General features: G+C 50.7%; 33 protein-coding genes. 2 read left to right on the plus strand and 31 right to left on the minus strand.

The genetic code is table 11. From position 1 onward, the window contains the following. Positions 1 to 86: 86 nt before the first annotated feature. From CYG50_RS00850 to CYG50_RS00910, 15 genes are all read right to left on the minus strand, one after another. On the minus strand, positions 87 to 812 hold the full coding sequence (locus CYG50_RS00850) for a hypothetical protein (protein ID WP_000988732.1): 726 nt from the start codon (positions 810 to 812) through the stop codon (positions 87 to 89). A 113-nt stretch (positions 813 to 925) separates the two neighbouring features. Then, positions 926 to 1300, minus strand: a complete 375-nt coding sequence (locus CYG50_RS00855) for a hypothetical protein (protein WP_000868821.1) — start codon at positions 1298 to 1300, stop codon at positions 926 to 928. A gap of 120 nt (positions 1301 to 1420) precedes the next feature. Continuing rightward, on the minus strand, positions 1421 to 1537 hold the full coding sequence (locus tag CYG50_RS22805; protein WP_000338626.1) for a hypothetical protein: 117 nt from the start codon (positions 1535 to 1537) through the stop codon (positions 1421 to 1423). A gap of 9 nt (positions 1538 to 1546) precedes the next feature. Further along, positions 1547 to 1786 carry a permease gene (locus CYG50_RS00860; RefSeq protein ID WP_000714162.1) on the minus strand — a complete coding sequence of 80 codons (240 nt, stop codon included), beginning with the start codon at positions 1784 to 1786 and terminating at the stop codon, positions 1547 to 1549. 72 nt (positions 1787 to 1858) lie between these two features. Beyond that, positions 1859 to 2137: a hypothetical protein gene (locus CYG50_RS00865; RefSeq protein WP_000268337.1), complete on the minus strand. Its 279-nt coding sequence runs from the start codon at positions 2135 to 2137 to the stop codon at positions 1859 to 1861. Next, complete coding sequence (locus tag CYG50_RS00870) at positions 2124 to 3851, minus strand: DUF7146 domain-containing protein (RefSeq protein WP_000122923.1); 1728 nt, start codon at positions 3849 to 3851, stop codon at positions 2124 to 2126. The genes CYG50_RS00865 and CYG50_RS00870 overlap by 14 nt, the downstream gene beginning before the upstream one ends. 177 nt (positions 3852 to 4028) lie before the next feature. Further along, positions 4029 to 4415, minus strand: coding sequence for a hypothetical protein (locus tag CYG50_RS00875; protein ID WP_001077335.1), 387 nt, complete (start codon positions 4413 to 4415; stop codon positions 4029 to 4031). Between the two features lie 106 nt (positions 4416 to 4521). After that, entirely contained in the window at positions 4522 to 4668 is a 147-nt protein-coding gene (locus CYG50_RS22810; protein WP_001032042.1) for a hypothetical protein, read from the minus strand. 204 nt (positions 4669 to 4872) lie between these two features. Next, positions 4873 to 5724, minus strand: a complete 852-nt coding sequence (locus tag CYG50_RS00880; protein ID WP_000595210.1) for a hypothetical protein — start codon at positions 5722 to 5724, stop codon at positions 4873 to 4875. Positions 5725 to 5798: 74 nt separating this feature from the next. After that, entirely contained in the window at positions 5799 to 6356 is a 558-nt protein-coding gene (locus CYG50_RS00885) for a pyruvate dehydrogenase (RefSeq protein ID WP_000064431.1), read from the minus strand. Between the two features lie 73 nt (positions 6357 to 6429). Next, positions 6430 to 6648, minus strand: coding sequence for a hypothetical protein (locus CYG50_RS00890; protein WP_000260293.1), 219 nt, complete (start codon positions 6646 to 6648; stop codon positions 6430 to 6432). A gap of 13 nt (positions 6649 to 6661) precedes the next feature. Continuing rightward, a complete protein-coding gene (locus tag CYG50_RS00895) occupies positions 6662 to 6931 on the minus strand; it encodes a hypothetical protein (protein WP_000184110.1) in 270 nt (89 codons plus the stop codon). Further along, the gene (gene yfbR, locus CYG50_RS00900; RefSeq protein ID WP_000071870.1) at positions 6924 to 7529 is read right to left on the minus strand and encodes a 5'-deoxynucleotidase; all 606 of its coding nucleotides are present in this window, start codon (positions 7527 to 7529) and stop codon (positions 6924 to 6926) included. The genes CYG50_RS00895 and yfbR overlap by 8 nt, the downstream gene beginning before the upstream one ends. A gap of 71 nt (positions 7530 to 7600) precedes the next feature. Further along, complete coding sequence (locus CYG50_RS00905) at positions 7601 to 7804, minus strand: hypothetical protein (RefSeq protein WP_000050848.1); 204 nt, start codon at positions 7802 to 7804, stop codon at positions 7601 to 7603. A gap of 201 nt (positions 7805 to 8005) precedes the next feature. Then, a complete protein-coding gene (locus tag CYG50_RS00910) occupies positions 8006 to 10459 on the minus strand; it encodes an adenine nucleotide alpha hydrolase family protein (RefSeq protein WP_001187970.1) in 2454 nt (817 codons plus the stop codon). 150 nt (positions 10460 to 10609) lie between these two features. Between CYG50_RS00910 and CYG50_RS00915 the strand changes: the two genes are divergently transcribed. Continuing rightward, a protein-coding gene (locus tag CYG50_RS00915; RefSeq protein ID WP_096043117.1) for an IS3 family transposase occupies positions 10610 to 11757 on the plus strand; the annotation gives its coding sequence in 2 pieces (ribosomal slippage) (positions 10610 to 10847 and positions 10847 to 11757; 1149 coding nt in all). A gap of 21 nt (positions 11758 to 11778) precedes the next feature. Here the strand turns inward: CYG50_RS00915 and CYG50_RS00920 are convergent. From CYG50_RS00920 to CYG50_RS00945, 6 genes are all read right to left on the minus strand, one after another. Continuing rightward, on the minus strand, positions 11779 to 12165 hold the full coding sequence (locus CYG50_RS00920; protein WP_000042274.1) for a hypothetical protein: 387 nt from the start codon (positions 12163 to 12165) through the stop codon (positions 11779 to 11781). 232 nt (positions 12166 to 12397) lie between these two features. Then, entirely contained in the window at positions 12398 to 12952 is a 555-nt protein-coding gene (locus CYG50_RS00925; RefSeq protein ID WP_001093868.1) for a hypothetical protein, read from the minus strand. A 73-nt stretch (positions 12953 to 13025) separates the two neighbouring features. Beyond that, positions 13026 to 13457: a hypothetical protein gene (locus CYG50_RS00930; RefSeq protein ID WP_000687894.1), complete on the minus strand. Its 432-nt coding sequence runs from the start codon at positions 13455 to 13457 to the stop codon at positions 13026 to 13028. Positions 13458 to 13517: 60 nt separating this feature from the next. Beyond that, the gene (locus CYG50_RS00935) at positions 13518 to 15143 is read right to left on the minus strand and encodes a DNA cytosine methyltransferase (RefSeq protein WP_000201432.1); all 1626 of its coding nucleotides are present in this window, start codon (positions 15141 to 15143) and stop codon (positions 13518 to 13520) included. 77 nt (positions 15144 to 15220) lie between these two features. Further along, a complete protein-coding gene (locus tag CYG50_RS00940) occupies positions 15221 to 15523 on the minus strand; it encodes a hypothetical protein (protein ID WP_000410925.1) in 303 nt (100 codons plus the stop codon). A 77-nt stretch (positions 15524 to 15600) separates the two neighbouring features. Beyond that, on the minus strand, positions 15601 to 15945 hold the full coding sequence (locus CYG50_RS00945) for a hypothetical protein (protein WP_000209093.1): 345 nt from the start codon (positions 15943 to 15945) through the stop codon (positions 15601 to 15603). Positions 15946 to 15957: 12 nt separating this feature from the next. Here CYG50_RS00945 and CYG50_RS00950 point away from each other — a divergent pair, with 12 nt between their 5' ends. Continuing rightward, on the plus strand, positions 15958 to 16140 hold the full coding sequence (locus tag CYG50_RS00950; protein WP_000498033.1) for a hypothetical protein: 183 nt from the start codon (positions 15958 to 15960) through the stop codon (positions 16138 to 16140). Here the strand turns inward: CYG50_RS00950 and CYG50_RS00955 are convergent. The 10 genes from CYG50_RS00955 to CYG50_RS23365 all read right to left on the minus strand — a co-directional run bounded on the left by CYG50_RS00955 (position 16137) and on the right by CYG50_RS23365 (position 20959). After that, positions 16137 to 16490, minus strand: a complete 354-nt coding sequence (locus CYG50_RS00955) for a hypothetical protein (RefSeq protein WP_000994741.1) — start codon at positions 16488 to 16490, stop codon at positions 16137 to 16139. The genes CYG50_RS00950 and CYG50_RS00955 overlap by 4 nt on opposite strands. A gap of 68 nt (positions 16491 to 16558) precedes the next feature. Beyond that, positions 16559 to 16750, minus strand: coding sequence for a hypothetical protein (locus CYG50_RS00960; RefSeq protein WP_000651508.1), 192 nt, complete (start codon positions 16748 to 16750; stop codon positions 16559 to 16561). Positions 16751 to 16807: 57 nt separating this feature from the next. Next, complete coding sequence (locus CYG50_RS00965; protein WP_000340223.1) at positions 16808 to 17083, minus strand: hypothetical protein; 276 nt, start codon at positions 17081 to 17083, stop codon at positions 16808 to 16810. A gap of 4 nt (positions 17084 to 17087) precedes the next feature. Continuing rightward, positions 17088 to 17540: a hypothetical protein gene (locus tag CYG50_RS00970; RefSeq protein WP_001176699.1), complete on the minus strand. Its 453-nt coding sequence runs from the start codon at positions 17538 to 17540 to the stop codon at positions 17088 to 17090. Continuing rightward, entirely contained in the window at positions 17530 to 17919 is a 390-nt protein-coding gene (locus CYG50_RS00975) for a hypothetical protein (protein WP_000026577.1), read from the minus strand. Before CYG50_RS00975 ends, CYG50_RS00970 begins: the two co-directional genes overlap by 11 nt. A gap of 61 nt (positions 17920 to 17980) precedes the next feature. Beyond that, on the minus strand, positions 17981 to 18205 hold the full coding sequence (gene yfaE / locus CYG50_RS00980; RefSeq protein WP_001102700.1) for a class I ribonucleotide reductase maintenance protein YfaE: 225 nt from the start codon (positions 18203 to 18205) through the stop codon (positions 17981 to 17983). 65 nt (positions 18206 to 18270) lie between these two features. Beyond that, the gene (locus CYG50_RS00985) at positions 18271 to 19155 is read right to left on the minus strand and encodes a hypothetical protein (protein WP_000477209.1); all 885 of its coding nucleotides are present in this window, start codon (positions 19153 to 19155) and stop codon (positions 18271 to 18273) included. A 73-nt stretch (positions 19156 to 19228) separates the two neighbouring features. Next, complete coding sequence (locus CYG50_RS00990; protein WP_000793769.1) at positions 19229 to 19729, minus strand: hypothetical protein; 501 nt, start codon at positions 19727 to 19729, stop codon at positions 19229 to 19231. Positions 19730 to 19819: 90 nt separating this feature from the next. Beyond that, positions 19820 to 20359 carry a hypothetical protein gene (locus CYG50_RS00995; protein ID WP_000018872.1) on the minus strand — a complete coding sequence of 180 codons (540 nt, stop codon included), beginning with the start codon at positions 20357 to 20359 and terminating at the stop codon, positions 19820 to 19822. 264 nt (positions 20360 to 20623) lie between these two features. Further along, a complete protein-coding gene (locus tag CYG50_RS23365; protein ID WP_001071288.1) occupies positions 20624 to 20959 on the minus strand; it encodes a hypothetical protein in 336 nt (111 codons plus the stop codon). Positions 20960 to 20966: the final 7 nt, after the last annotated feature.

Here is a 20966-nt window from a genome sequence, read left to right on the forward strand (position 1 = left end):
CGTTATCAACGACTGCGTTTTTGCCCTTTTAGGGTATGAATACGTGATTTGGAGAGGTTGTGTATTCAGAACAAATGAGAAGCAGGTTACTCATTTCGCTCAAACACTGTGACAAGAACACGTTTTTGGTTGTCGTCGTTGATCACCATCAGGTACTTGAACTTGGAATCTCTATGGCCCCAGACTTCCACGTTATCTACGCGGCCATACTTTCTGGCTTTATGGCGAGCCACTTTCTCGTCAAAGGGTTGAACCTGTAACTCTGGATGCTGGAGGCGACCAACGAGTGAGGCCCACGGTTTTTTAGGGTCTCCAGAGGTTATCCGGGCCTGATACTGATCGATGGCATGTTGAGTAACAAGGACGGGACCAATGGCCGGTGTAGAGATTTCGTCATGGGTTTGAGTATAGGCTTGCTTGTCCACATCGAGGAGCTCAACGTTGCCCTCACCCGGCTCATCCATAAACTCCATGCTCTGCGAAACTTCAATAGTAGCGCCCTTTAAACGTCCAGTGAGGCAAGCCGCAAACTTGAATGCAAACTCCTTGGTGGATTTGCCCAGCGCCAGCTTTTTAATCGCACCTTTGGATACCACCAGCTTGTAACCAGCACCAGCACCTGGCTCTCTGCAAAAAACCTGTTTGTCCAGCGCCAGATAGCGAATGGCTACGAGCTCAGCCAAAAGATCTGCCTCCTCGTTGTCAAAATCAATACGAACATCAAGGATGCCTTTCCGTTTTGTACCAACGCGCCAGAATACAAGGGCTGAATTATTAGAAGTTTTCTTCGAGACAGTAGTCAGTGTCATCATGGTCTATTTCTCCATTATCGGGATAATGGTCGGCATCGCCGCCAGCACCCCTATTCGTTAGGGTTCATTTAGATGCTACCACGGGTTTTAAAAATGCAACCCCTAGTGCCACTCTATTTGTGGTCCCAAGTATTTTTATAAGCTCGGGCTAGGCGTTTCTCTATCACTTCTGACAAATTGCAACCATCGACTTCTGCCAACCGCTTCAAAATCCTGTGGGCTTTATCGCTTATAGTTATGCTTTTACCAACACCATATCCCCTTCTGCGACGTTGCCTAATTGATGTCCCGAGTTTATTGATTTGCTCTGCTGTCAGATATTTATTAATCCATTCAGTGAGTTCTGATGGTGATCGCCCCATGCTGTTCAGGCTGTCCACGGCTTCAAGTTTCTTATCGAATGGGACGTCACGCCAGAAAGCTGGGCGCGAAGCAGCTCTGAGGAGATAGATCGCCGTAGCCTGAGCATCTTCATTGGATACTTTCAAAAAAACACCTTTACCGTTACATGTCACACCAACTTCATCGTGACATGTAACACTTCAAACTGCAAGTATAAAAAAAGGCCAGCTATTGCTGGCCTTTACGTTCATTATCGCAGTTACTCTTTAGGCGTTGTGATGCTTTTTTTCCTTCTGTTTCTCATGGTAGAGATACAGACTGCCGCCAGTGACGACAGTGAAAAAAATGAGCAACCCCAACATGCCTAATGTGAAAGCGTCCATTTGACCCCCTTAGGAATTGCTGACCTTGGTTAAGATTATACCATAGATCCACAGGATAACCCCAATGACCAACACCAAACCGGCTTCTTTGACGGTTATAGTGTCCCCAGATACAGCCAATCCTACAATACCGACACCGATGGCTGTTACGGCGACCTTACGCAGGTCTTCACCGATAGCTCCCAGAGTCTTCTTGTCAGGAGAGAAAAGACGCACAAACCACGTCTTAATACGCAAAAACTTTTTCATGATTACCTCCATAGTTGAAGAGGAGGCGAATCATGCCCGAGAGGGCATGAACACCCCCTCAGGGTTAAAGTTTTAGGCAGACAAAGCTGTTGGCTTCGCCTTGTTCATCTTCATTGAGTTAATGATCTTCGTCGCTTCATCAGCAAACGGGCCAGTAACTTGGATAGGCTCCCTTCTTGCGAAGGAGGCTGTCACCATCATTCTCTGGCCGTGCATCAGATGACGATACCGAGACCGCATAAGCTCAACGTAGGCCGCAGAGTCCCCCTCCCACCCCTCAGGGGGAGAAAAGGGGCACACCGCGTCGTTACCAGGCGTTGTATCAACCTTCGAGACATCAATGACGGCCATACTCAGCTCTCCTTCTCGCAATGAAATCGCGCAGGTAGCGAGCATTCGGGAAACCGAGGCTTCCCTGACTCATCAGGACATCGTTCCAGTCAATCCCTTTCGCTCTGGGCGGGATCGGGAGTTTAGGCAGCAGGACGTACACACGAATGCCGCGCTTCTCCAGCTTGGCTTTCAGCACGTTCGCTGACTTCTCACCAGTCACAGACTTATCTTTGTCAGCCCAGATCAGTACGGTGTGAACACCTTCTGGAACCTCGAAGGACTCCATCAGGGTCGCATTGACCGTTGACCAAACCGGGATTTGAGTGACTCGATAAGCTGACAGGGCTGTTTCCAGCCCTTCTGCAACACCCAGGATACCCTCAGTCGGTTCACCGAGGCGGATGGCCGCGCCATTGACATCCAAACCGTCAGGAATGGGCATCATCTTCTTGGCGTTGCCGACCTTGGCTTTTTTACCGTTTTGGGTGAGATAGGTGCGGTGGAGCGTTACCAGGTTGCCTTCCACATCTCGGATAGCGCAGACGATAGCCGGGAATTTCCCAACTTCATTGCCATCTTCGTCGTAGTAGGCCATAGCCGGATTGAACCGCAGACAGTCTGTTTTTTCTACTTCATCAACCTTGAACAGAAGCTCGCGGTTTTTGAAGTACAGACGCATTGGCTCAGTCACATGACTGGAGAACGGCAAACACTCGTTCCATACCTTCTCGATTTTCTCACGGAGACGAGCACTGTAAGCGCGTTCGCGCTCCATTCTCTTCTCCATTTCTTCTTGGAGCTCAAGCAGCCAAGGCTTAGGTTGTTCACGAAACATCGGAACAACTTTCGGCTTGTTTTCGCTGCTTTGCTCTTCCGGTTGTGTGGCCGCATGTTGTACTTGCGGTGCCGGAGCTTCTACCGTGCGGTTGACCACAGGGGCCGACTCAACATGGTGACTCACCGGCTCAACACCACCGTTCGAGCGAGCGCGGAACTGCGTTACCGTAGCGCCGCGACGTTCCACCAGCCAGGTGTTGCGATGCGTTTGCATAGGTTGTTCTCTCACAACATTCCCCTGCTCGTCCTTAACTTCAACGACGACAGTTACAGGCTCGCGCCCGAGGTTTGTCATGACGATCTCATCCCCATACTTGGCTTCACTTTCACCAATGGCTCTTTCAAGATCCACGCCCCAGATGGTGCGTTCCAAACCGCTCTTGTCACGGATGAAGGCAAAGTAGCTGAGCTCGTTGTCTTCGTTATGCTCATAAGGAGCTTTACCGTGGGCAATCAGAGTACCGGCAATGGATTTTTTACGATTCTTGGAATCGAGAACCTTGTTATTCACCTTCATAGGCTCTTGCTGAACAGGCGCTTTGGCCTGGACAGGAGCTCGTGTCGGTGCAGCGGCTTGTTGATACTGGGGTTGCTCTTTCTCAACGCCCAGATAATCACCAACCTCGCTCAGGCACTGTTTAAAGTCCCAGTTATTGAGCCACATCAGCAGCTCAAAACCATCATGATTGGCACCGCATGTATTGCATACGCCGCCACCAGTCAGGTGGGCATCCTTGAACAGTCGGAAGCCATCTTTCCCGCCGTGGATAGGACAAGAAACATGACGACCAGGTTTACGGAGAGCTGGTTCAAGATGGGGCGCTAGGGCCGCCAGGATGAATAGCCAGTTTCCGTTTGCAGCTTCACGAACGGTGTCAGCTTTGTAGTAAGACATAGGTTTTCTCCTTAGCGTGAACCCCAGCATCGAGGCTTCCTTAAACCCCCGTCGCCAGGGTTTTAAGGAAACCCCGACACCGGGAGAATGTGCCAAGGAGGCTCCCCAGCCGGGGAGAACTCCCCGGCGAGGGGTTTAAAAAGGTCGCCCCCGAAACGGAGGCGAATTTTGTGAATATCACAAGCACAAATGAGTGCCATCTTCCGAGGCCATCATGATTGTGACATCTGCGGTTACAGGATCTGACTTAATCACAACCTCAGTGGGTTTGAAAAAGCCATCTACAGTGGGCATGGGGTAATAAAGACGAATCTTTCCCCAATTCTTGTTGTCGGTAAAAGCGACCTTTGTTTGAGCAACACAAAGCTGCAAAAACATGAAAAGGAAGTCTTCTACCGAGTGCTTACCATCTGCACCAAATACTCCATCGACAATTGCCGGGGTCACTGCCACATTGGTCAGGAAACCAGCTTGTTTACCGATGGAAGATTGGTCCACCAGCAGACCATCATTGATGGCTTGTTGACGGATTTGGGCGAGGTCCAATTTAGCTACTTGGTTCATAAGGTGTACTCCAAAGTTAATGGGTACACCTACCCCGTGCGGGGAAGTGTACCCGCATGGGTTATTGAAAGGTCACGGCCAAAGCCGAGCTTTAAGGTTCCGAGTTTTACGCTGGCTGAATGCGCCAAAGAACGGTCGGAGGAAACGAGTCAGCGACACGCTTCACATTCGCGTAAAGAGTGTCCTTAAAGACACGCTCTAAGCGACGACCACCTTGACGATAAACCAACTTAAAGTCTTGGAATTTGTTCATGGATACCTCCAGAAATAACGGGAGGTATCTCCAGCAGGAGATAGACTCCCGCAGGGATTAATAAATTAACGTTAATTTGCTGTTTGTTTTTGGCGACCAGCTATCGCACGCTTTCGCCCTCAGGGAGGACAAAATCTGCTTACTGATGGCTTAACCATGAGTAAGAAGACTTGGGAAGTAAAGCAGGGGTTTCCCCCTGCCTTGTTATGCCGCTTTGAGGTGGCGAGAGAAAAAGTCCCTGGTTTGCTGGATAGCGCCCCGGAGAAGTTCTCGTCTGTAGCCAGCGTAGCTCTTGTCATCACTGGCAACGGTCAAGCCGTGCAGACTCTCTTCACCCAGGACAATCTCGTTTTCACGAGAGAGTACCTCAACACGTAGGCCAAGCACTCGCTCTTTCCCTTCCAGGATAGAACAAATTGTTTGGTCTCTTACTTCGTCATCCCAGTGGCCCATATCGAAATCCCGCTCAGGGAGTTCAGTAACACGCACCAGGTAGTTTTCAGTGGCCCGTTCCCAAACCACTTCATCTTCGCATGGAGAGGCCTCGATCAGCGAGTACCCGTCCGCTTCGAGCTTCTTGGAAAGACTTTTTACATCATCCGCCAGCTCCAGCACAAAGCGTTCCCAGAGGTCTTGCCAGCGCTCGACCATATCCTGGTTAATCCCTTCAATGCCGGTGCCAATCATGGAATCATCATCAGGGAAGATCCCTGTGAAGTCCACGTTGTCGTCGATGTTCATGCAGTTCCAATGGCTGTAGTGATGCCCGTGACTATTCCGAGTAATGGACAGGTCACAGGAACCATATTCGCGGAGGACAGAAAGCATATTCTCAATGTCTTTCTGTGCCATCAGGTTCTTCACGCGGCTGACAGCATCCACTTGGCCGGGCTCAGTGCTGAATAGGCGATTCATGAGAGCTTTGACGTCATCAACGCTCAAATCCCCGTAGAAGGCTACGCCATCCCCCTGGCAGTATCCGAGACTGTACTCAATCGTCAGATCATCCGGGTATCCACACTTAACCAGTTCGTTTTGAAAATGCTGTTTAATCATTGGTATCTCCTTAATTTCAGAGGGAGACACCATCCCCTCAGGGACCGATGTCCCCCGTGGGGTTAATGTTTGGGTTAAGAAGCCTTGCGGTTTAATTCAGTATCAAATCGAGGACCTTTGAGAACCGCAGTTTTCATAACCTCGAAGTTTCTTGGGTAACGCAGCTTTGAAACTGCGCCAGCTCGGATGTCGGCAGCCTCACTTGGAGAGACTAGCCTTAACCCTTCGCTGGTTTCAGCGTAGAACCAACCGGCATAACGCTCATAGGCATTCTGCTGGTACTGTTCAGTCGCCATATTCTTCCGGATCGCCTCTGTTAAGGCCTCAACAACACCGTCATCTTTCGTGATGATGTTGAAAACATGAGAGACGGTCAGGAAGTTCCCAAAGAAGCAGGCTGCCCCAAGCCAAGGCTGGAACATTTCGCCATTTCGCCCCGTCCTCACCATTGGTTCAAACGGGTATGGGCGATAACAGTGATACTGCTCAAACATCGGGTCAAGAACGTTGTCACCCAGGACATCCAGTAAAGTCTGAATGCTGTCCGGGTCTTGGCCTGCCCACTTACTCCCATTGCTGAGAATCAGTGTTTTACCGTCAGTACGCTCCAGAGCTTGTTCAAAGTTAGACATAGTGCATTCCTTTTGGTTAGGACGCACCACACCCTCTCGGGATGATGCGCCCGAGTGGGTTAGTTGAGAAGGCTTAGCCGTCAAGTCCGTAAATTACGGCGGAGCCGGGCTCCATCTCGACAACTTGTGCGCTTCCTTCTTCTATCAGCTCCTGCATGTAACCAGACTCAGCATCCGGATTACGTTCGCAGTGTTCGTCCCAGCGTTTCAAAAGCCCTTCTGTGGCTTGTCCGTGGGTCTCACCAAGGCCGATAAACTCATAGTGTCCTGTGTTTACGATGATCACCACCATAGCTAGTGCTCTCCTACAGGTCACTTGGTACATACAGGTCATCTTTGATGGCAGAAAAATCGACAGGAGACTGGTCCCCATAGGTTCGATTCACGCCACCAGCATCATCGACACTGACAAAAACCGTGCGGAGTAAACCGCTGGGCTTTGCAGGGTAAACGATGCTGACATGCTGACCTTTGTACTGTTCTGACAAAGTGCTTTGAAGCTCATCAACCGAACGGAATTTCCGGTCGCGGCCAAAGTCCTTAATCTTGATGTCGCCAGGGATTGGATTAGTCATCGTTACCCCCTGCCAGCAGTTTATCTACTGAATGGCCGAGTCCGTTACCAAACCATTTGTCCAGAGCGTCGATTTCCGGGAAGTCCGATTTCACCTGAGCAACAACACGTTCCATTTTGCTGAGAGCATCCTGGAACTCAAGGCCATTACCTGCGGCCACCTCAAGTTTGCACTTGATGTAAGCGGAGTAGGTATCACAGGCCTTAACCAGTGATTGTTCATAGCCACCGGGAGCGAAGGCTATGGCGACTGCATCCTGGAGTTCTTCGGGAAGAGTCTGGATGAGTTTGTCCTCTGCGGCCTTTTCCAGTCGTTCAAACTCACGCTGCAAAACAGCGTTTGCTTTCTTGACCGGTGTTACAACATCCGAACAGAGAACCTCGGCTGCATCATGCAACGAAGCATGAGCAAGCATGACTGCCAGATCCACCGACTTCCCTTGCTGAATGGCAATATTGCCAGCCAGGTAGGAAAGCAGGGTAACAACAGCGCTGTGTTCCAACACAGACTCCGGTTGAACAGAGTGCATCAGTGACCAGCGTTTGATCAGGCGTTGGCGCAAGGCCAGAGCTAGAAAGCCGAAATTTGAATTAGACATAGTGCCTCCAAAATTGGTTGGAGGTACACCAAAGCCGACCGGGCCTTGGTGTACCCGGTTGGGTTACTTAGTTATCTCGGGTCAAGCTGCTTAGCTATAGCGAGTAAAAACGGATGGAATGGATGATCTTGCGGGACACCCCCAACAAGCTCACGGGCTAAACCGACTGAGTTTGTAGCCAACACCTCTTTGACGGCCAGAATGATTTCATTGTCGATTTCATCCTGGGTCTTTCGTTGTTGGTCCACCAGCCGACTTAACTTGTCTAGGCTCATGCTTCTCTCCTTTGTTTGTGGGAGAGAACCCAGGAGGGGTTTCCTCCCGAGGGGTTAGGTTATTGCTGTTTTGGGCCAGCTACCGTTATAGCCAGCAAGCGCTGACAATGAACAAAGAGTATGACAGCCACCTAAAAGGGTAAAACGCTGTAATTGCCCTTTTGGGGTGCAAAAGAAAAAGCCCTCCCGAAGGAGGGCTTTTTATGCGGCCAAGGACAAGCCTTGCTGTCCTCTTTGCAACTCTGTGTCGTCGCGGCGATGTAAGCGTTGAACCGCCTTGATCATCGTTCTGACATGTCGCTCCAAAGAGGCTGGATGGCGTTTTGACAGTAGGTTGATCCAGTCGAGATAGATAGCAAGCGCGGAACCTTCGGTTAGGGCTGCCTGTATCGCCTCATACTGCCCTACGGCACTCTGGACCACATCATTCACCCACTGGGCGTCAGTATTGTCCAAGAGCTCGCAGAGGGCCGTATAAGCCTTCCTTCTGGTCGCGGCCATGTAACGACGAATGTTGGCGTTTCCGCTCCCCTCTCGCCCTTCCATGACGCTCATACAGAATGCGCTGGAGTAACAAAGCATCGCGTCAGTCACGTAGTTAAACCATCGCTCCTGATGCCGTTTCTGTTCTTCCATTGCTTCCTGGTCAAGTTGCTTCTCGATGAACAACCCCGTCGGAGTACGGTGGTGCAGATGGTACTTGAACGTTAAGTGCAAGTTGACCCACCAGCGTACCGTTGCCAGTCTTCCCTTGATTTTTCGCTTCACCAGATCTTTGTACTTAGCATCGCTAAGCACTTTGACATCCTTGCGCTGTTGGATTCCTTCCATCGTCTGTAGCCCTGTAAGGCCCATCTGGTGGTAGGTTTGACCTCTTTGCATCATACGGTGATACAAAGCGCCTTTTCCTTTCGCAAGCTGGATTGCTCCGAACCGAAGGTAGAACTGCGCTGCACTACCGGGCGTATAATGTCCCTTTAGTACAGACTCCCTTAGTCGCGGGTATTCGTTCCAGATGATGAACGCAGCGGAGTCGGGATCGACTTTCACTTCATCATCTTCTGCGAAGCAAACCACCCTTCTCTTTCCGTCTGCGGTATTGATCACTTGCGCTGCCAACGGGTCATCCCCGCCGTCAAAGTAAGCCATTTCCGCTAACGGATCGGCCAAGCCATCAGAAAGCGAACCATCGCCCCAGCGACCAACCTTCAACCACAATGGCTTCGGAATTGGTGACTGAGGAACGGTTTCACACTGCGGCTCGTCTTCCAGCAAGTCCAGATCACCCATCGACCAAACCCTGTGGTAAATCTCCAGGGCATGGAAAGGCTTATCATTGAAATGATGGAAGGCCCACATGAAGTCGATATGGACTAAAGCCTCTTCCGATATGATCCGGAATTGTGGCTCTGCCATTCGACGGTTCCAGTCGTTATCCTCTGCTTGACCAGTAGCCAGCTTGTATGCCAGCTCATCAGCTCTCTTTTGCTCCATGTAGTCCATGCTGCAACAGACATGAAGCAATCGTTCTAGGAAAACAGGACTGTAAACGTCCGGCTGTATTTTGATGTATCCGCCCTCGTAAATCGTTCGACCTACGGGATGGCGGTCTTCCCATGCGTACCGGCGTTTTGCCAAGTAGCGCTGGATGCGGTTCAGCCCCGACATATAGCCATGCCTTTCAGGGTCCGTGGCAAGCAACGTCTCCATTGACTTATCCAACCCAACAGCCTGGCAAGCCCAGCAACCGAAGCGAGCGCCACAGGCGTCACTGGCCTTCTTCTCTGTTGCCGACCACACGCACTCCCCTGTTGCCGCCTTGTAAAGCTCTGCCGTAGTGACATTGCTCTCCAAGTAACTTGGCAGAGGATATGCTGAGCCCATGCCAGCGGATAGTAAGAACTCCCAGACATCACTCGCCAACCAGTTTTTCACCACATACAGCTCACCCCCATCTTTCGTCTTAATGACGCGATCTGAGCTTCCTCGCTGTTTTGCAATGTTGGCCGCACGAATAGTGCTTTCAGCATCACGACTGCCCAGCAAAAGGCAGACTTTCTGTCGAACCTCTTTGGGAAGCTCTCGCATATAAGCTGCCTTCGCTCTTTTGGCAGAGGTGATTTTTAAATCCTGGCTACACTGGCGGGCCGTGGAGTTGGAAAACGTAGGCAACCCCCTCCCAGTAAGGATTCGGCCCGTCCAACTCTGCGAGATCCCAGGCTTTGCTAGAACGATGGTCAGAGGAAGGTTTTCCTTCGCAATGAAACGCTCCAGCTCGGCCAGTTTCTGATCCGCCAGCCACCTTACCTCTGGGCTTTCGATCAGTGTGTCAGTGTGCAAGATGAAGTGGTGCTGGCTGATGGTCGCCCCACTCCTTACAGCCCGGATCAGGGCCATCAGGAACAGGTGCAAGACCGTTTCAGAATCTTTACCACTGGAATAGCCGATCATCATGGTCCACCCATCAATTAAGGCCGTGTGAATGGACTCAACCGATGACGTGATCAACGATGACAGACTGGTTCCTCTACTGGCATCAACGAAGTTCAAATCCTCGTTATCAGTCAGTTCTGACCAAACAGAATCCCACTTATCCCCACGCAAAAGCACTGGGATGGGTTGTTCTGATAGATCAAAGTTTAATGTTTGTTGCATAGGGCCTCCTGGATTAGCAGGGTGCCCATCCCTTCCGGGAAAGCACCCCGGTAGGGTTAAAATTGAATCCTGGCTATCAGACCTGAATGAATCGCCACGGGTTTAACAGACACCTCAGAGTCATTTAAGATGGCTTAAAGAGAGGTGCCCATGAGCGGTAAGCGTTATCCCGAAGAGTTTAAAATTGAAGCAGTCAAACAGGTTGTTGATCGCGGTTATTCTGTTGCCAGCGTTGCAACACGTCTCGATATCACCACCCACAGCCTTTACGCCTGGATAAAGAAGTACGGTCCGGATTCTTCCACTAATAAAGAACAGTCAGATGCTCAGGCCGAGATCCGCCGTCTCCAGAAAGAGCTGAAGCGGGTTACCGACGAACGGGACATATTAAAAAAAGCCGCGGCGTACTTCGCAAAGCTGTCCGACTGAGGTACGCCTTTATCCGTGACAACACCTGTTGCTGGCCTGTTCGCCTGCTCTGTCGGGTGCTGGATGTTCATCCCAGTGGTTTTTACGCCTGGCTTCAGCAGCCGCATTCACAACGCCATCAGGCAGACCTAAGACTGACAGGACAGATTAAACAGTTCTGGCTGGAATCGGGATGCATCTATGGTTATCGCAAAATCCATCTGGATCTGCGGGACAGCGGGCAACAGTGCGGAGTGAACAGAGTCTGGCGACTGATGAAACGTGTCGGGATAAAGGCTCAGGTTGGATACCGGAGCCCGCGAGCACGTAAAGGCGAAGCCAGTATCGTGTCGCCCAACAGGCTCCAGCGACAGTTCAATCCGGATGCTCCGGATGAGCGTTGGGTAACGGACATAACCTACATCAGGACCCACGAAGGCTGGCTGTATCTTGCCGTGGTTGTTGATCTGTTCTCACGCAAAATTATCGGCTGGTCCATGCAATCCCGGATGACAAAGGACATTGTCCTGAACGCACTGCTGATGGCTGTATGGCGGCGTAATCCCCAAAAACAGGTGCTGGTTCATTCGGATCAGGGCAGTCAATACACAAGCCATGAGTGGCAGTCGTTCCTGAAATCACACGGCCTGGAGGGCAGCATGAGCCGTCGCGGTAACTGCCATGATAATGCGGTTGCAGAAAGCTTTTTCCAGTTGTTGAAACGCGAACGGATAAAGAAAAAGCTCTACGGAACGCGGGAAGAAGCCCGCAGCGATATTTTTGATTACATCGAAATGTTTTATAACAGTAAGCGTCGGCATGGTTCTAGCGATCAGATGTCACCGACAGAATATGAAAACCAGTATTATCAACGGCTCGGAAGTGTCTAGATTATCCGTGGCGATTCAGAACTAGCTGCTACTCGACATCTGGTTGTCTTCGTATTGCTGCTTGGCCTGTTTCACCAGATCAATGTCACCGTCTTGCAGCTTTTGAATATCAAGCTGTAGACGAGCCTTGTGTTTCAACAGTTCAGCGACCGCATTATCAATGTGATCAATGAGCGATTGGTTTTTTTGGATGGTGTAACTGTTGAGTTCATCGAGCAGGGGCCATGCAACACTCGAATGAGTGTTGAGCAATGGGTACTCTGCTTCGATCTCACAAACCACACCGTTTGCTCCTTCTCTGTAATGAGGGAACCCGACACGCAGACCGATACGACGATCCAGCGCTGCATTTACAGTACATTCCAAAGAAGTTCGGTTTGAAAAAACATCGTTGACGTTTTTAGACATGCTATATCTCCGTTCAGTTTATGACGGAGCCCCCCTAACAGGAGGTGCTCCCGTCAGGGTTGATAATTTGCTGTTTGTTTTTGGCAGCCAGCTACCGCACTTGAGCGCCTAAGGCACTTTCCGAAGCACCCTGGGAAACCGAGATGCTTGGGAAAGCGCGGGGTTTCCCCCTGCGCTGATTACCCTTTTTAAGGGGCCGGTACGCCGATTTCTCGGCGCACTCAGGTTGAAGCTACACAGTCAAGAACCAACGTTTCATAGGGACGGTGATGTCTATCATCCCGTTTCCACATGGATTCTGGCCCCAGAATCTGTAGGTCGTCTCATAGAAGTCAAACTCAGACAAGGACTGAATCTGCGCTTCTGAGATCGGCTCAAATGGTCCACCGCAACCGATGTGCATATTGAGCCCATAATCTCGAAGCTCTAGCTCTCCGAGATTTAGCGTCTTCCCGCCCACACAAGCAACCAAGTTCTGGTTTCTGACGTCGCCTTCTTTGAACAGCAAAGCTGACTCATCGTAGCTCCCATATTGGTTGGTAAACTTCACAATATGCCCGTGCTTAGGTGAGGTTTGTTCCGACAACTCTTTCAGTAATCGCTTTACGCTTTGAAATCTCGCGTACAGAGCTGGCGTAAACTGCCCAGAGTAGTTCAAGTTTGGGCAGATCATTTCAAGCATCTCATCAGGTACAGATTCAAGCCCCATTTGCGCGGCCAATGGCTTCGCCTTTTTCAGACCTTCCTCAAGCACTCTCTGATTTACAAGTTGTTCTAATGTGTTCATTTGACTCTCCACTTTCGAGAGAGCAATGCAAGCCGTCTCCGGACTTACATTGCCCGTTAACGGCTTTATTGGTTTATCCCAAGAGGTACGGAGCTACGCCAGTCAGGAAGCCCATGACTCCCAACACAGCGCCAACCACGCCCAATTTGATTGACAGTTGGACACTTTGATCCGGATGGTTCCAGAACCACTGCCAGACTTCCCAGCGCCTGGCTCTGCGAACCTCAAGATTTACAGTGTCTTTAAAACGAACACCCAGAGCATCTACCGCATCGTAATCCAGCGCGACCGCCAGCTTTGTGATGGATAAATTCCCAGGGTTGCCCATCGCATACCGGAGAACCTTTGCTTTGGTCTCTGGGTTTACGATCATAACCGGCTCCCTCCTGAAAAAACGGGTCTTGTCTTTTCGCTTGGAATCCATGTTGCGGTTATGGAACCTGGCAATGCAGTGTTGAAGGCCTGAATCCTCGGGAGGTAAAGGCACAACAGTTTCGATTTTCATGATTACTCTCCTTTCGGATAGGCCGGAGCAAAGGCCTTTCGGCATTGCCCCGGTGAGTTACTAATGAACCAAAGATGAAGTGACCATGATTGCGTCTCCGGACATCATTACCGGGAGATATTCGCAAGGCTCATGGCCGCAGCTCTTTTTAGTTCCGTTAGGTGAATAGACAGCCAATTGACCATCCATAATGTTGAAGGGCATCCCCTGTTTTTTCGCTGCCGGTGACAGCTTGAGAGTGCCCTTTGCGTCAACCAATGCCGTTGCCCAATGGAAGTCTTCACCACCGATCACCGGCTGTGATTCATCCACGACTTCGACCATGATTGGCATCATTCCAACCCAGCTCCACAGGCTGTTCCCTAATGCGAGGGCTAAAGCCTCGAACGCGGGAAAGACTACCGATTGCCCGAGAATCTGGTGGGCAATAGTGTCCGACAGACCTTGGATGAGTTCCTCTGGTATCCCTTTCACTCGACAATGTTCTGTCGGTGTAAAGATGCGAGACAACTCCGGCTGTTCTGGATGAACAATGAAAGGTTCGGTACTTCTGCATTTTGCATAGTCCTTACCTATGGTGCCGCAAAACTCATCGTCGCCAGTCAGAAGCTGGCGAGAGAACCCCTTGCCAGCAGCTTTGTCTCTCAACTCCTTCTCAGCCAGATAGTCAAATGACTTCCAACGTTCAGAATCGAGCGGAACTGGCTCCAGGATGTCCTGTATGCGACTTTCCTTGGTGCGAACAGGCTGAACCTTCTCAAGTTCAAACCCGTCGATCCCGTGGGAAAGCGCAACAACACAAAGACGCTTGCGGCGCTCAATAACCCCAAACTCATTGCCGTCGAGAATGCGCTCTTGTAGGGAGTAACCCAACGAAGAGAGCACCGAACGAATCACTTCCATCGAAGCGGTGTTCTGGTACTCAGGCACGTTCTCAATCAGCACAACGGCTGGGTTTAGCGCTTCTACGAATTGCAGGAAGTTGAAGAACATGGCACCTGCCGCCTCATGCGATTCGGCAAACTCCAACTTGTTCTTACTGCGACCTGACTTTGACGCGCCGGTACACGGTATGCCCCCCATCAAAACATCCACCTGTGGTGGGCGTTTGCTGAGATTCACAGCCTGGATTGGCGATTCGATAACAATAGAATCTTCGTTCCAAAGCTCCGGGTTATTTGCCAAAGACGAATCGAGATATTTCCCTTCCATCTCCACGGCCACAGATATGGCACTGGCAATTCCCGCCTTGTGAAAACCGGCGTGAATCGCTTTATCAAGCACACCACCCCCATGAAAGAGGCTGCATACCGAAAGCGATTCTCCATTCTCCAGCTTACTGATAAGCCGGTTGACGCGCTCGATCACTCGCTCTTGTTGATGGTGAGCAGAGATCACAATTGCGCCGTTACGGATGAACACGCGGAGCATCTCTACACCGTCAAAAACGGTAGCAAGCTCCTGCACGGTCAGATCGATGATTGGAGACACCCGGCCATTGCGCTCGCGCTTACTGATGGTGAACTTACCCTCCTCTTTGACGCGAAGCACAACCTGGGAATCTTTCAGCTCCAGATCATACTTCATGCCAGGATAGTAACCTTCACGCAGTAGCTTTTGGCCTTCCAGCCAGACGCGCTTCTTGCCTCGATGTTCTCCTAACTTGGTGTTTACGATAGTAGCCATGAGCTCTCTCCTTTCGGTTGAGAGGCCACTACCGTCCCAATCGGGAAGTAATGGCCCCGATGGGTTTAAAGTGGTTCTCAGTTCACAGCGATGCCGTGAGACTGAATGGCATTAGCAAAGCCAGCCATTTGTTCAGGGAAGGTGTAGCGGTTGATGTCCTGGCTGCGAGCCAGATTGACATGCACCTTCTTCACCTTCGTTTCGTCAGAGTCGTACTTTTCAAGCGCCAGCTTCTCAGCTTCTTCCGGATCTCGGCCCAGCGAGTAGGCGTAAATCACAGAGGTGAAGCCAAGTCCTGAGCCGAATGCGTAGACTTGTTTCTCGAAATGGACGTCAGCGAAATAGATGCTGAATCCGGATTTGAGGTTATGTTTTTCCATGATGCACTCCAAATAGTTTGGGGGCGCACCACGTCCCGAACCGGGCGGATGCACCCGGTTTAGGGTTAGTAGATTGCTCAAGCTGTTACGCCAGCCTGAGCCTTTATTGCTTCAAGCACGATCTCTGCTTCCTTGATAGAACCAGTGCTGTACAGCTTATGCAGCACCCGGCCAAGGTTCACAGAGATCTTTTCTTTCACTTGGAGATACTTGACATAGAAGTCATACAGTTTCTCCGCCTGCTCAAGGTGGGACATGCTCTCAACGGGAATGGTATTCCCTGGATTGCAGTACCACTTTCCGAGCACCTTTTGTACAAATCCCTCTTTGTCTCCTACGAACTGATTTGTGCCAAACACCCCACTGGTTGGTGAGCGTTGAATAACAGAAATCGGATTCGCAAAGCTGGCAAGAGTAGTCATAGTTGTGGCTCCATGTTTGTCAGGGAACCACCAGCCCGAGGGGCAGTGATCCCCCAAGGGTTATGTAGAATGCTGTTTGTTTGGGGAGGCCAGCTACCTCACTATTCACTCTCGACAGAGAGCAAAATCTTGCTTTCCGAGGGGCACAAACTTTCACATGTGAAAGTCGATGCCACTGGGAAAGCAGGGGGTTAACCCCCCGCTTTAACCCGCGCTAAGCGGTTTAGGATAGACTTCACGCCTTCCCTTACTCCAGATGGATCGTAACCTGCTTCATCGCAGCAGACCACAAATGAGAATGGATGTACCTCATCGGACATCACCCAAGCCATCGTTTCCTGCTTGATTTCACTTCCAGCTCGACCATCAGCAAGGACTCTAAGGCTATGCCATAAAAGCCCATCACGTAACTGCCTTACCTCATCATCAGTCCATTCAGGCTTTGGCTCAAATGGAATGACTTCTGCGGTCTTCGGCTCTTCATCCAGGAAGAAAAGCGGCAGCTCAAGCTGGTTTTCCTTCTGGATCATCTTCACTGCATTCATGGTGACTCCTTTTACGGGCACCATGCCCCCACAGGGGCATGAAGCCCCCAGTGGGGTTACAGTCATAGTTACTTCACGCCTGCCAGTTGAGAATTGATGTTCTCTTCCAGCCAGCCTTGAAGCGATTCAAGGTCACGTTTGTCTTCCGTATTGCTGGCTTTACGTGCATCTTCCGACACAGCGCTCAACATGGCGTTAGCCTCAGCAAGTGATTCAACATTGTTCCCAGGGAACACAATCGTTTGACTGTGATCTTTCATGGTCTTCTCCTTTGAGAATGGAGGACCGTCTCCCATCAGGAAGAGCGGCCCCGTGGGTTAAAAGTAAAAATCCTCCAGCTCTTCATGGTCAGGCTTTCGCTCAACTGGTCGAAGCAACTCAGCTTCATCAGCGAACTCAAGCTCAGGATGAAAAGCAGGATGAAATCCTCGATGCCAGACTGGACGGTCATTATCGAGGTCTAAGTAGCAGTGCCTCCCACTGGCTGGGTGATAGCAGTAAAGCCACTGTCTACCACTAACGGTAAACGGCTTCTCTGCACCTCCACATGCCGGTACAAGGTTATCTGCTGCTATATGCGCTACAGCATCCATAGGATCAGTCCTCATCTTCGTCATCACGAACACAAAGATCACGAGCAACTATTTCCGCAGCTATCAACGCATAATCGTTGCCCTGCCAGAACCACCGCTCCGCCAGCTCATAGGCTTCGCTGGAAGGTTCGCCATAACCATGAGCCACCACGTAATCGTGGAACACTTCATGATCAAATGCCTTGCCATCAGCTTCCATGAACCAACCGACAGGGCACTCCAGAATGCGATGCCTTACGACATCTCGCTCTGAATACCCCTCTCTGACGGCTTGCTCCAACATTTCCCGCGACATACCAGGAGGAGTGATGATCTCTATGCTGATCCCGTCACTTCCTGCAAGATTGTCCTCGTATGGAAGACCGGCAAGTGTAAGGTGATTGCGCTTGCACCAGCCGATGGTCCGAAGTATCCGACTTTTGTCAGACTCCCTGGCCGTGTATCGGTTAAGCTGCATAGCCACCTCCAGCACACTCCCCATCTTCGATTTCACTTCCGAGCTCGACCATTCCAATCAGGTCAAGCTGGGTCATGTCCGAATCCAGAGAGCAGTCAATTGCTGACTGAATGATGCCTTTGTGGGCCAAGCCTAAAACGGACTTAATAGTCGAAAGCAGAGACTCGGCTTCGCTCTCGATTTGCTCCAGAATGTCTTTCCATTCCCAGTGCTCAAACGGTTGCCAAACGACCAGATCCTCAGGCTCGTCTCCCCGTTCGACACACTCAGACAAATACTCATAAGCCTTGCACCAATTCTCTTGTTGGCCCAGTTCACTGAGCACTAGAGCGGTAGCATGACCGTATGCGATTTGTTCAACTTTGGTATTGATAGACATAGTGTTTCTCCTCGTAATGGATAGAGGAGCCCCACCCGCAGGAAAGGCTCCTCCGGATGGGTTAAATTTCCAAGGTCACATCGGTTTTTGCTTTAGCGCAGCAAACCAACACTTCCCCTTCTTTGACAAATGCGATGGGCGTCTCGTCATAGGCCACTTGACCTTCGAGTAGACGAACCCGGCACATGCCACAAAAGCCACTGCGACAATGCGTTTCAACAGTGAGGCCTTTGCTTTCGATTTGCGCCAACAGCACATTGTTGCTGGCTTGAAGTTGTACGTTCATGGTCACGCTCCTTTGTTGTTGATGAGCGCGACCAATCCCCTCCGGGATGTCACGCCCCGGTTGGGCTACTCAGCAAGTGCATAGACACCTACCTCGATGCGAATAAAGAACCTGGCATCTTGAAGAACTTGCCTGACCTTTGCTTGCCAGTGGTTGTTCTCTCGATGCTTTGCGTAGGGTTCAATCTCTTTGTAAATCTGCTCCAGCTTCAACGTTTTCCCCTGTAGGGTTCGGCGTATTGCAGCTTTCCACGTAGTCGAAACCATATTGGTTGCTCGACGGTGTACGGCAGCAAGAAGACAGAGCGATGAGGCAACGTCGTTACGACGAAACACCAACAGCTTTTCATGGGCGATACGCACCAGCTTCCCGGAATACTGAGTTCGGTCACTCACACAGTTGTGCTGTGTTTTGATGATCTCATCCACCAGCTTCCCAGGTGCGATACGTTCCACAAGGCTGGACAGGTTGAAATAATCCCCATCGCGCCTCAGGTTTCCCATGAGGATTCCGTAATGCCCTCCTCGCTCACAGGCGTCATGAATATTCATAACGGCCAGCTCAAGGGCTTCAACGAACTCAGGCAAATTCATGCGGCTCATATCCCATTTGTTGGGCTCGCCCCACTGCTTACCTGAATACTGGATCATGTCCCAGTAAGGAGGGTGCCACCAGATCAGGTGTGCAGGCTCTCCGAGGAACGAAAGGAAGTCATCCCGCAACAGGTTGAACCCCTGATGCAAGTCTGTCCCTTTGAAACGGACACCAAGTTCATTGGCAACGTCGATGCTAGAGCCACCCCCAACACTTGGGTCTGCCACCAGCCCGTTCGGCTTTCTCATGTAAGACTCAATGAAGTCTTTAACGATAAAGCCCGAGCAGTTGCCTCGGTACTTGTTGTTTCCGTAAGGCCCCCTGTTTTCGTAGGAGCATACTGATGATTTGAACATGGCGTCCTCCATCATAGATGGGGCGCACCATGCTCCCATCAGGGGCCGGTTCGCCCCTGGTTAGGGATTAAGATCAAGCGTTATCTGCATACCACCAGCTAAGGCGATTGCAATCACGAAAGAAGGTTGCTTCATCAGGAGCCTTCATCATGACCACATCACCTTCGCAGTAGGTGCATAGCTCAAGCGTTGCTTCATTTTTCCAAAAGGCACTGCACCCCGATTCTTGATACACAACCTCCCATTTGGGATGTCGCAAGTACCGATGGAAGAAATCGAGAGTGTCACCATAAGGGAAGTTGAAGCGCTCCATCACTGAACCATTTTCTGTCAGTTCAGGTTTAACCTTGCCGGTTTTCAAGCGCTTCTTGATGATGCGCTGAACCCAACGAAGTCGTGCAAACAGCCGATTGGTGTCTTTCTCGTACCACTGGGGATTACGCTTGCTCCAGTAGAGCTTGGCGAAGATTTCCCCGGACAAATCCTTCATCTGGTTTTCGTTGAGCTCATCAAGAAAACGTCGAGAAGGTTTGTCGTAGTCAAGAACTGCTTCCAAAGCTGATAGGTTTTTCATAGGGACTCCTTATTGCGATTGCGGAGCCCCGTCCCCTCAGGGCTATCGGAGCCCCATAGGGTTAATTAGGGTTAATGGTTGAACGGCGATTTATCGAGGGTTGGTGAATCGAATGGCTTTACCAACGAAATCGGCCATCAGTCGATTCCCAGTAGAGCTGAAATAGCTCTGCCACTCTTTCCAACCACCAACGGATTCCACCGAGCTTGGAGACTCGAAGATACCCCAGATACGCATTTCACAACCTCGTTGCAACACTCGGTTTACCTGGTCAACCAAGTATTCCTTGTTCTGCAATGAAGAGAGGTTGCAAGGCATCTGCATGATCAGCTTTTCAGCTTGCTCGAAGTCGATTTTTTCAATCAACCCCGTGCGGGTATCCACAGAGAATGGAACCACCTGTTGACCGTGGTTAGACCACAACCAATGGGTGATATAGATCGGATTAACGCCAACTTCCGCTGGCACCAATACGCTGCCGCAAGACCGCAACAGCCAGACCAGACGTAAACCATCGAATCGATCCAGAGACTCCACATCGGTAGTGATGTCATCCTGGTAGATTTCAGGCAGCTTATGTTCGGCGGCGAGAGAGATCATTACGGATTTGAGATTGTTCAGATGAGACATGTGTGCTCCTTAAAGTAACTTGGGCACACAGAGCCTGTCAGGCGCAGTGCGCCCTTAGGCTGAGGTTGAATGCTGTTTGTTTTTGGCGACCAGCTATCGCACGTTTCGCCCTCAGAGAGGACAAAATTCACTTTCTCAGCAACCCTCAATGAAGGCCTCTGAGAAAGTGGGAGGGTATTCCCTCCTCACTTTGATTGTTCCACGAGAGCTGTGTGAACAGGAACGCTCAAACTGCCCTTTTCGGGTGCAAAGCTCAAAGACGCATCAACTGCCCCGTCTTTTCAGTTCTTCGACCAGATGTTCAGGCACCTTACTCGCAGTACAGGCCAGCAATACATCGAGGCCTACCGGCTTGTGAAAGCGCTTATTTGACCAGGAATCGCCAACTGATGACTTTGCCCAGTCGATTGCTTGCCCAAGACTGTGGAACTGCCGCCTGCCTGTGTATCCCATACGACTATCCAAAGTAACACCCTGGAACAGTCTCCAGTACATCGGAGGAATGCGCTTAGCAAGCAGTAAAAAAGGCGTCTCCGGCACTGTAGCCCTTCTACCTTTGTTCCGATGATACAAATCCAAAGATGAATGGAATTGGTTCATAGACTCT

Origin of the sequence: Providencia huaxiensis, assembly GCF_002843235.3 — a bacterium.
Classification (GTDB): Bacteria; Pseudomonadota; Gammaproteobacteria; order Enterobacterales; family Enterobacteriaceae; genus Providencia; species Providencia huaxiensis.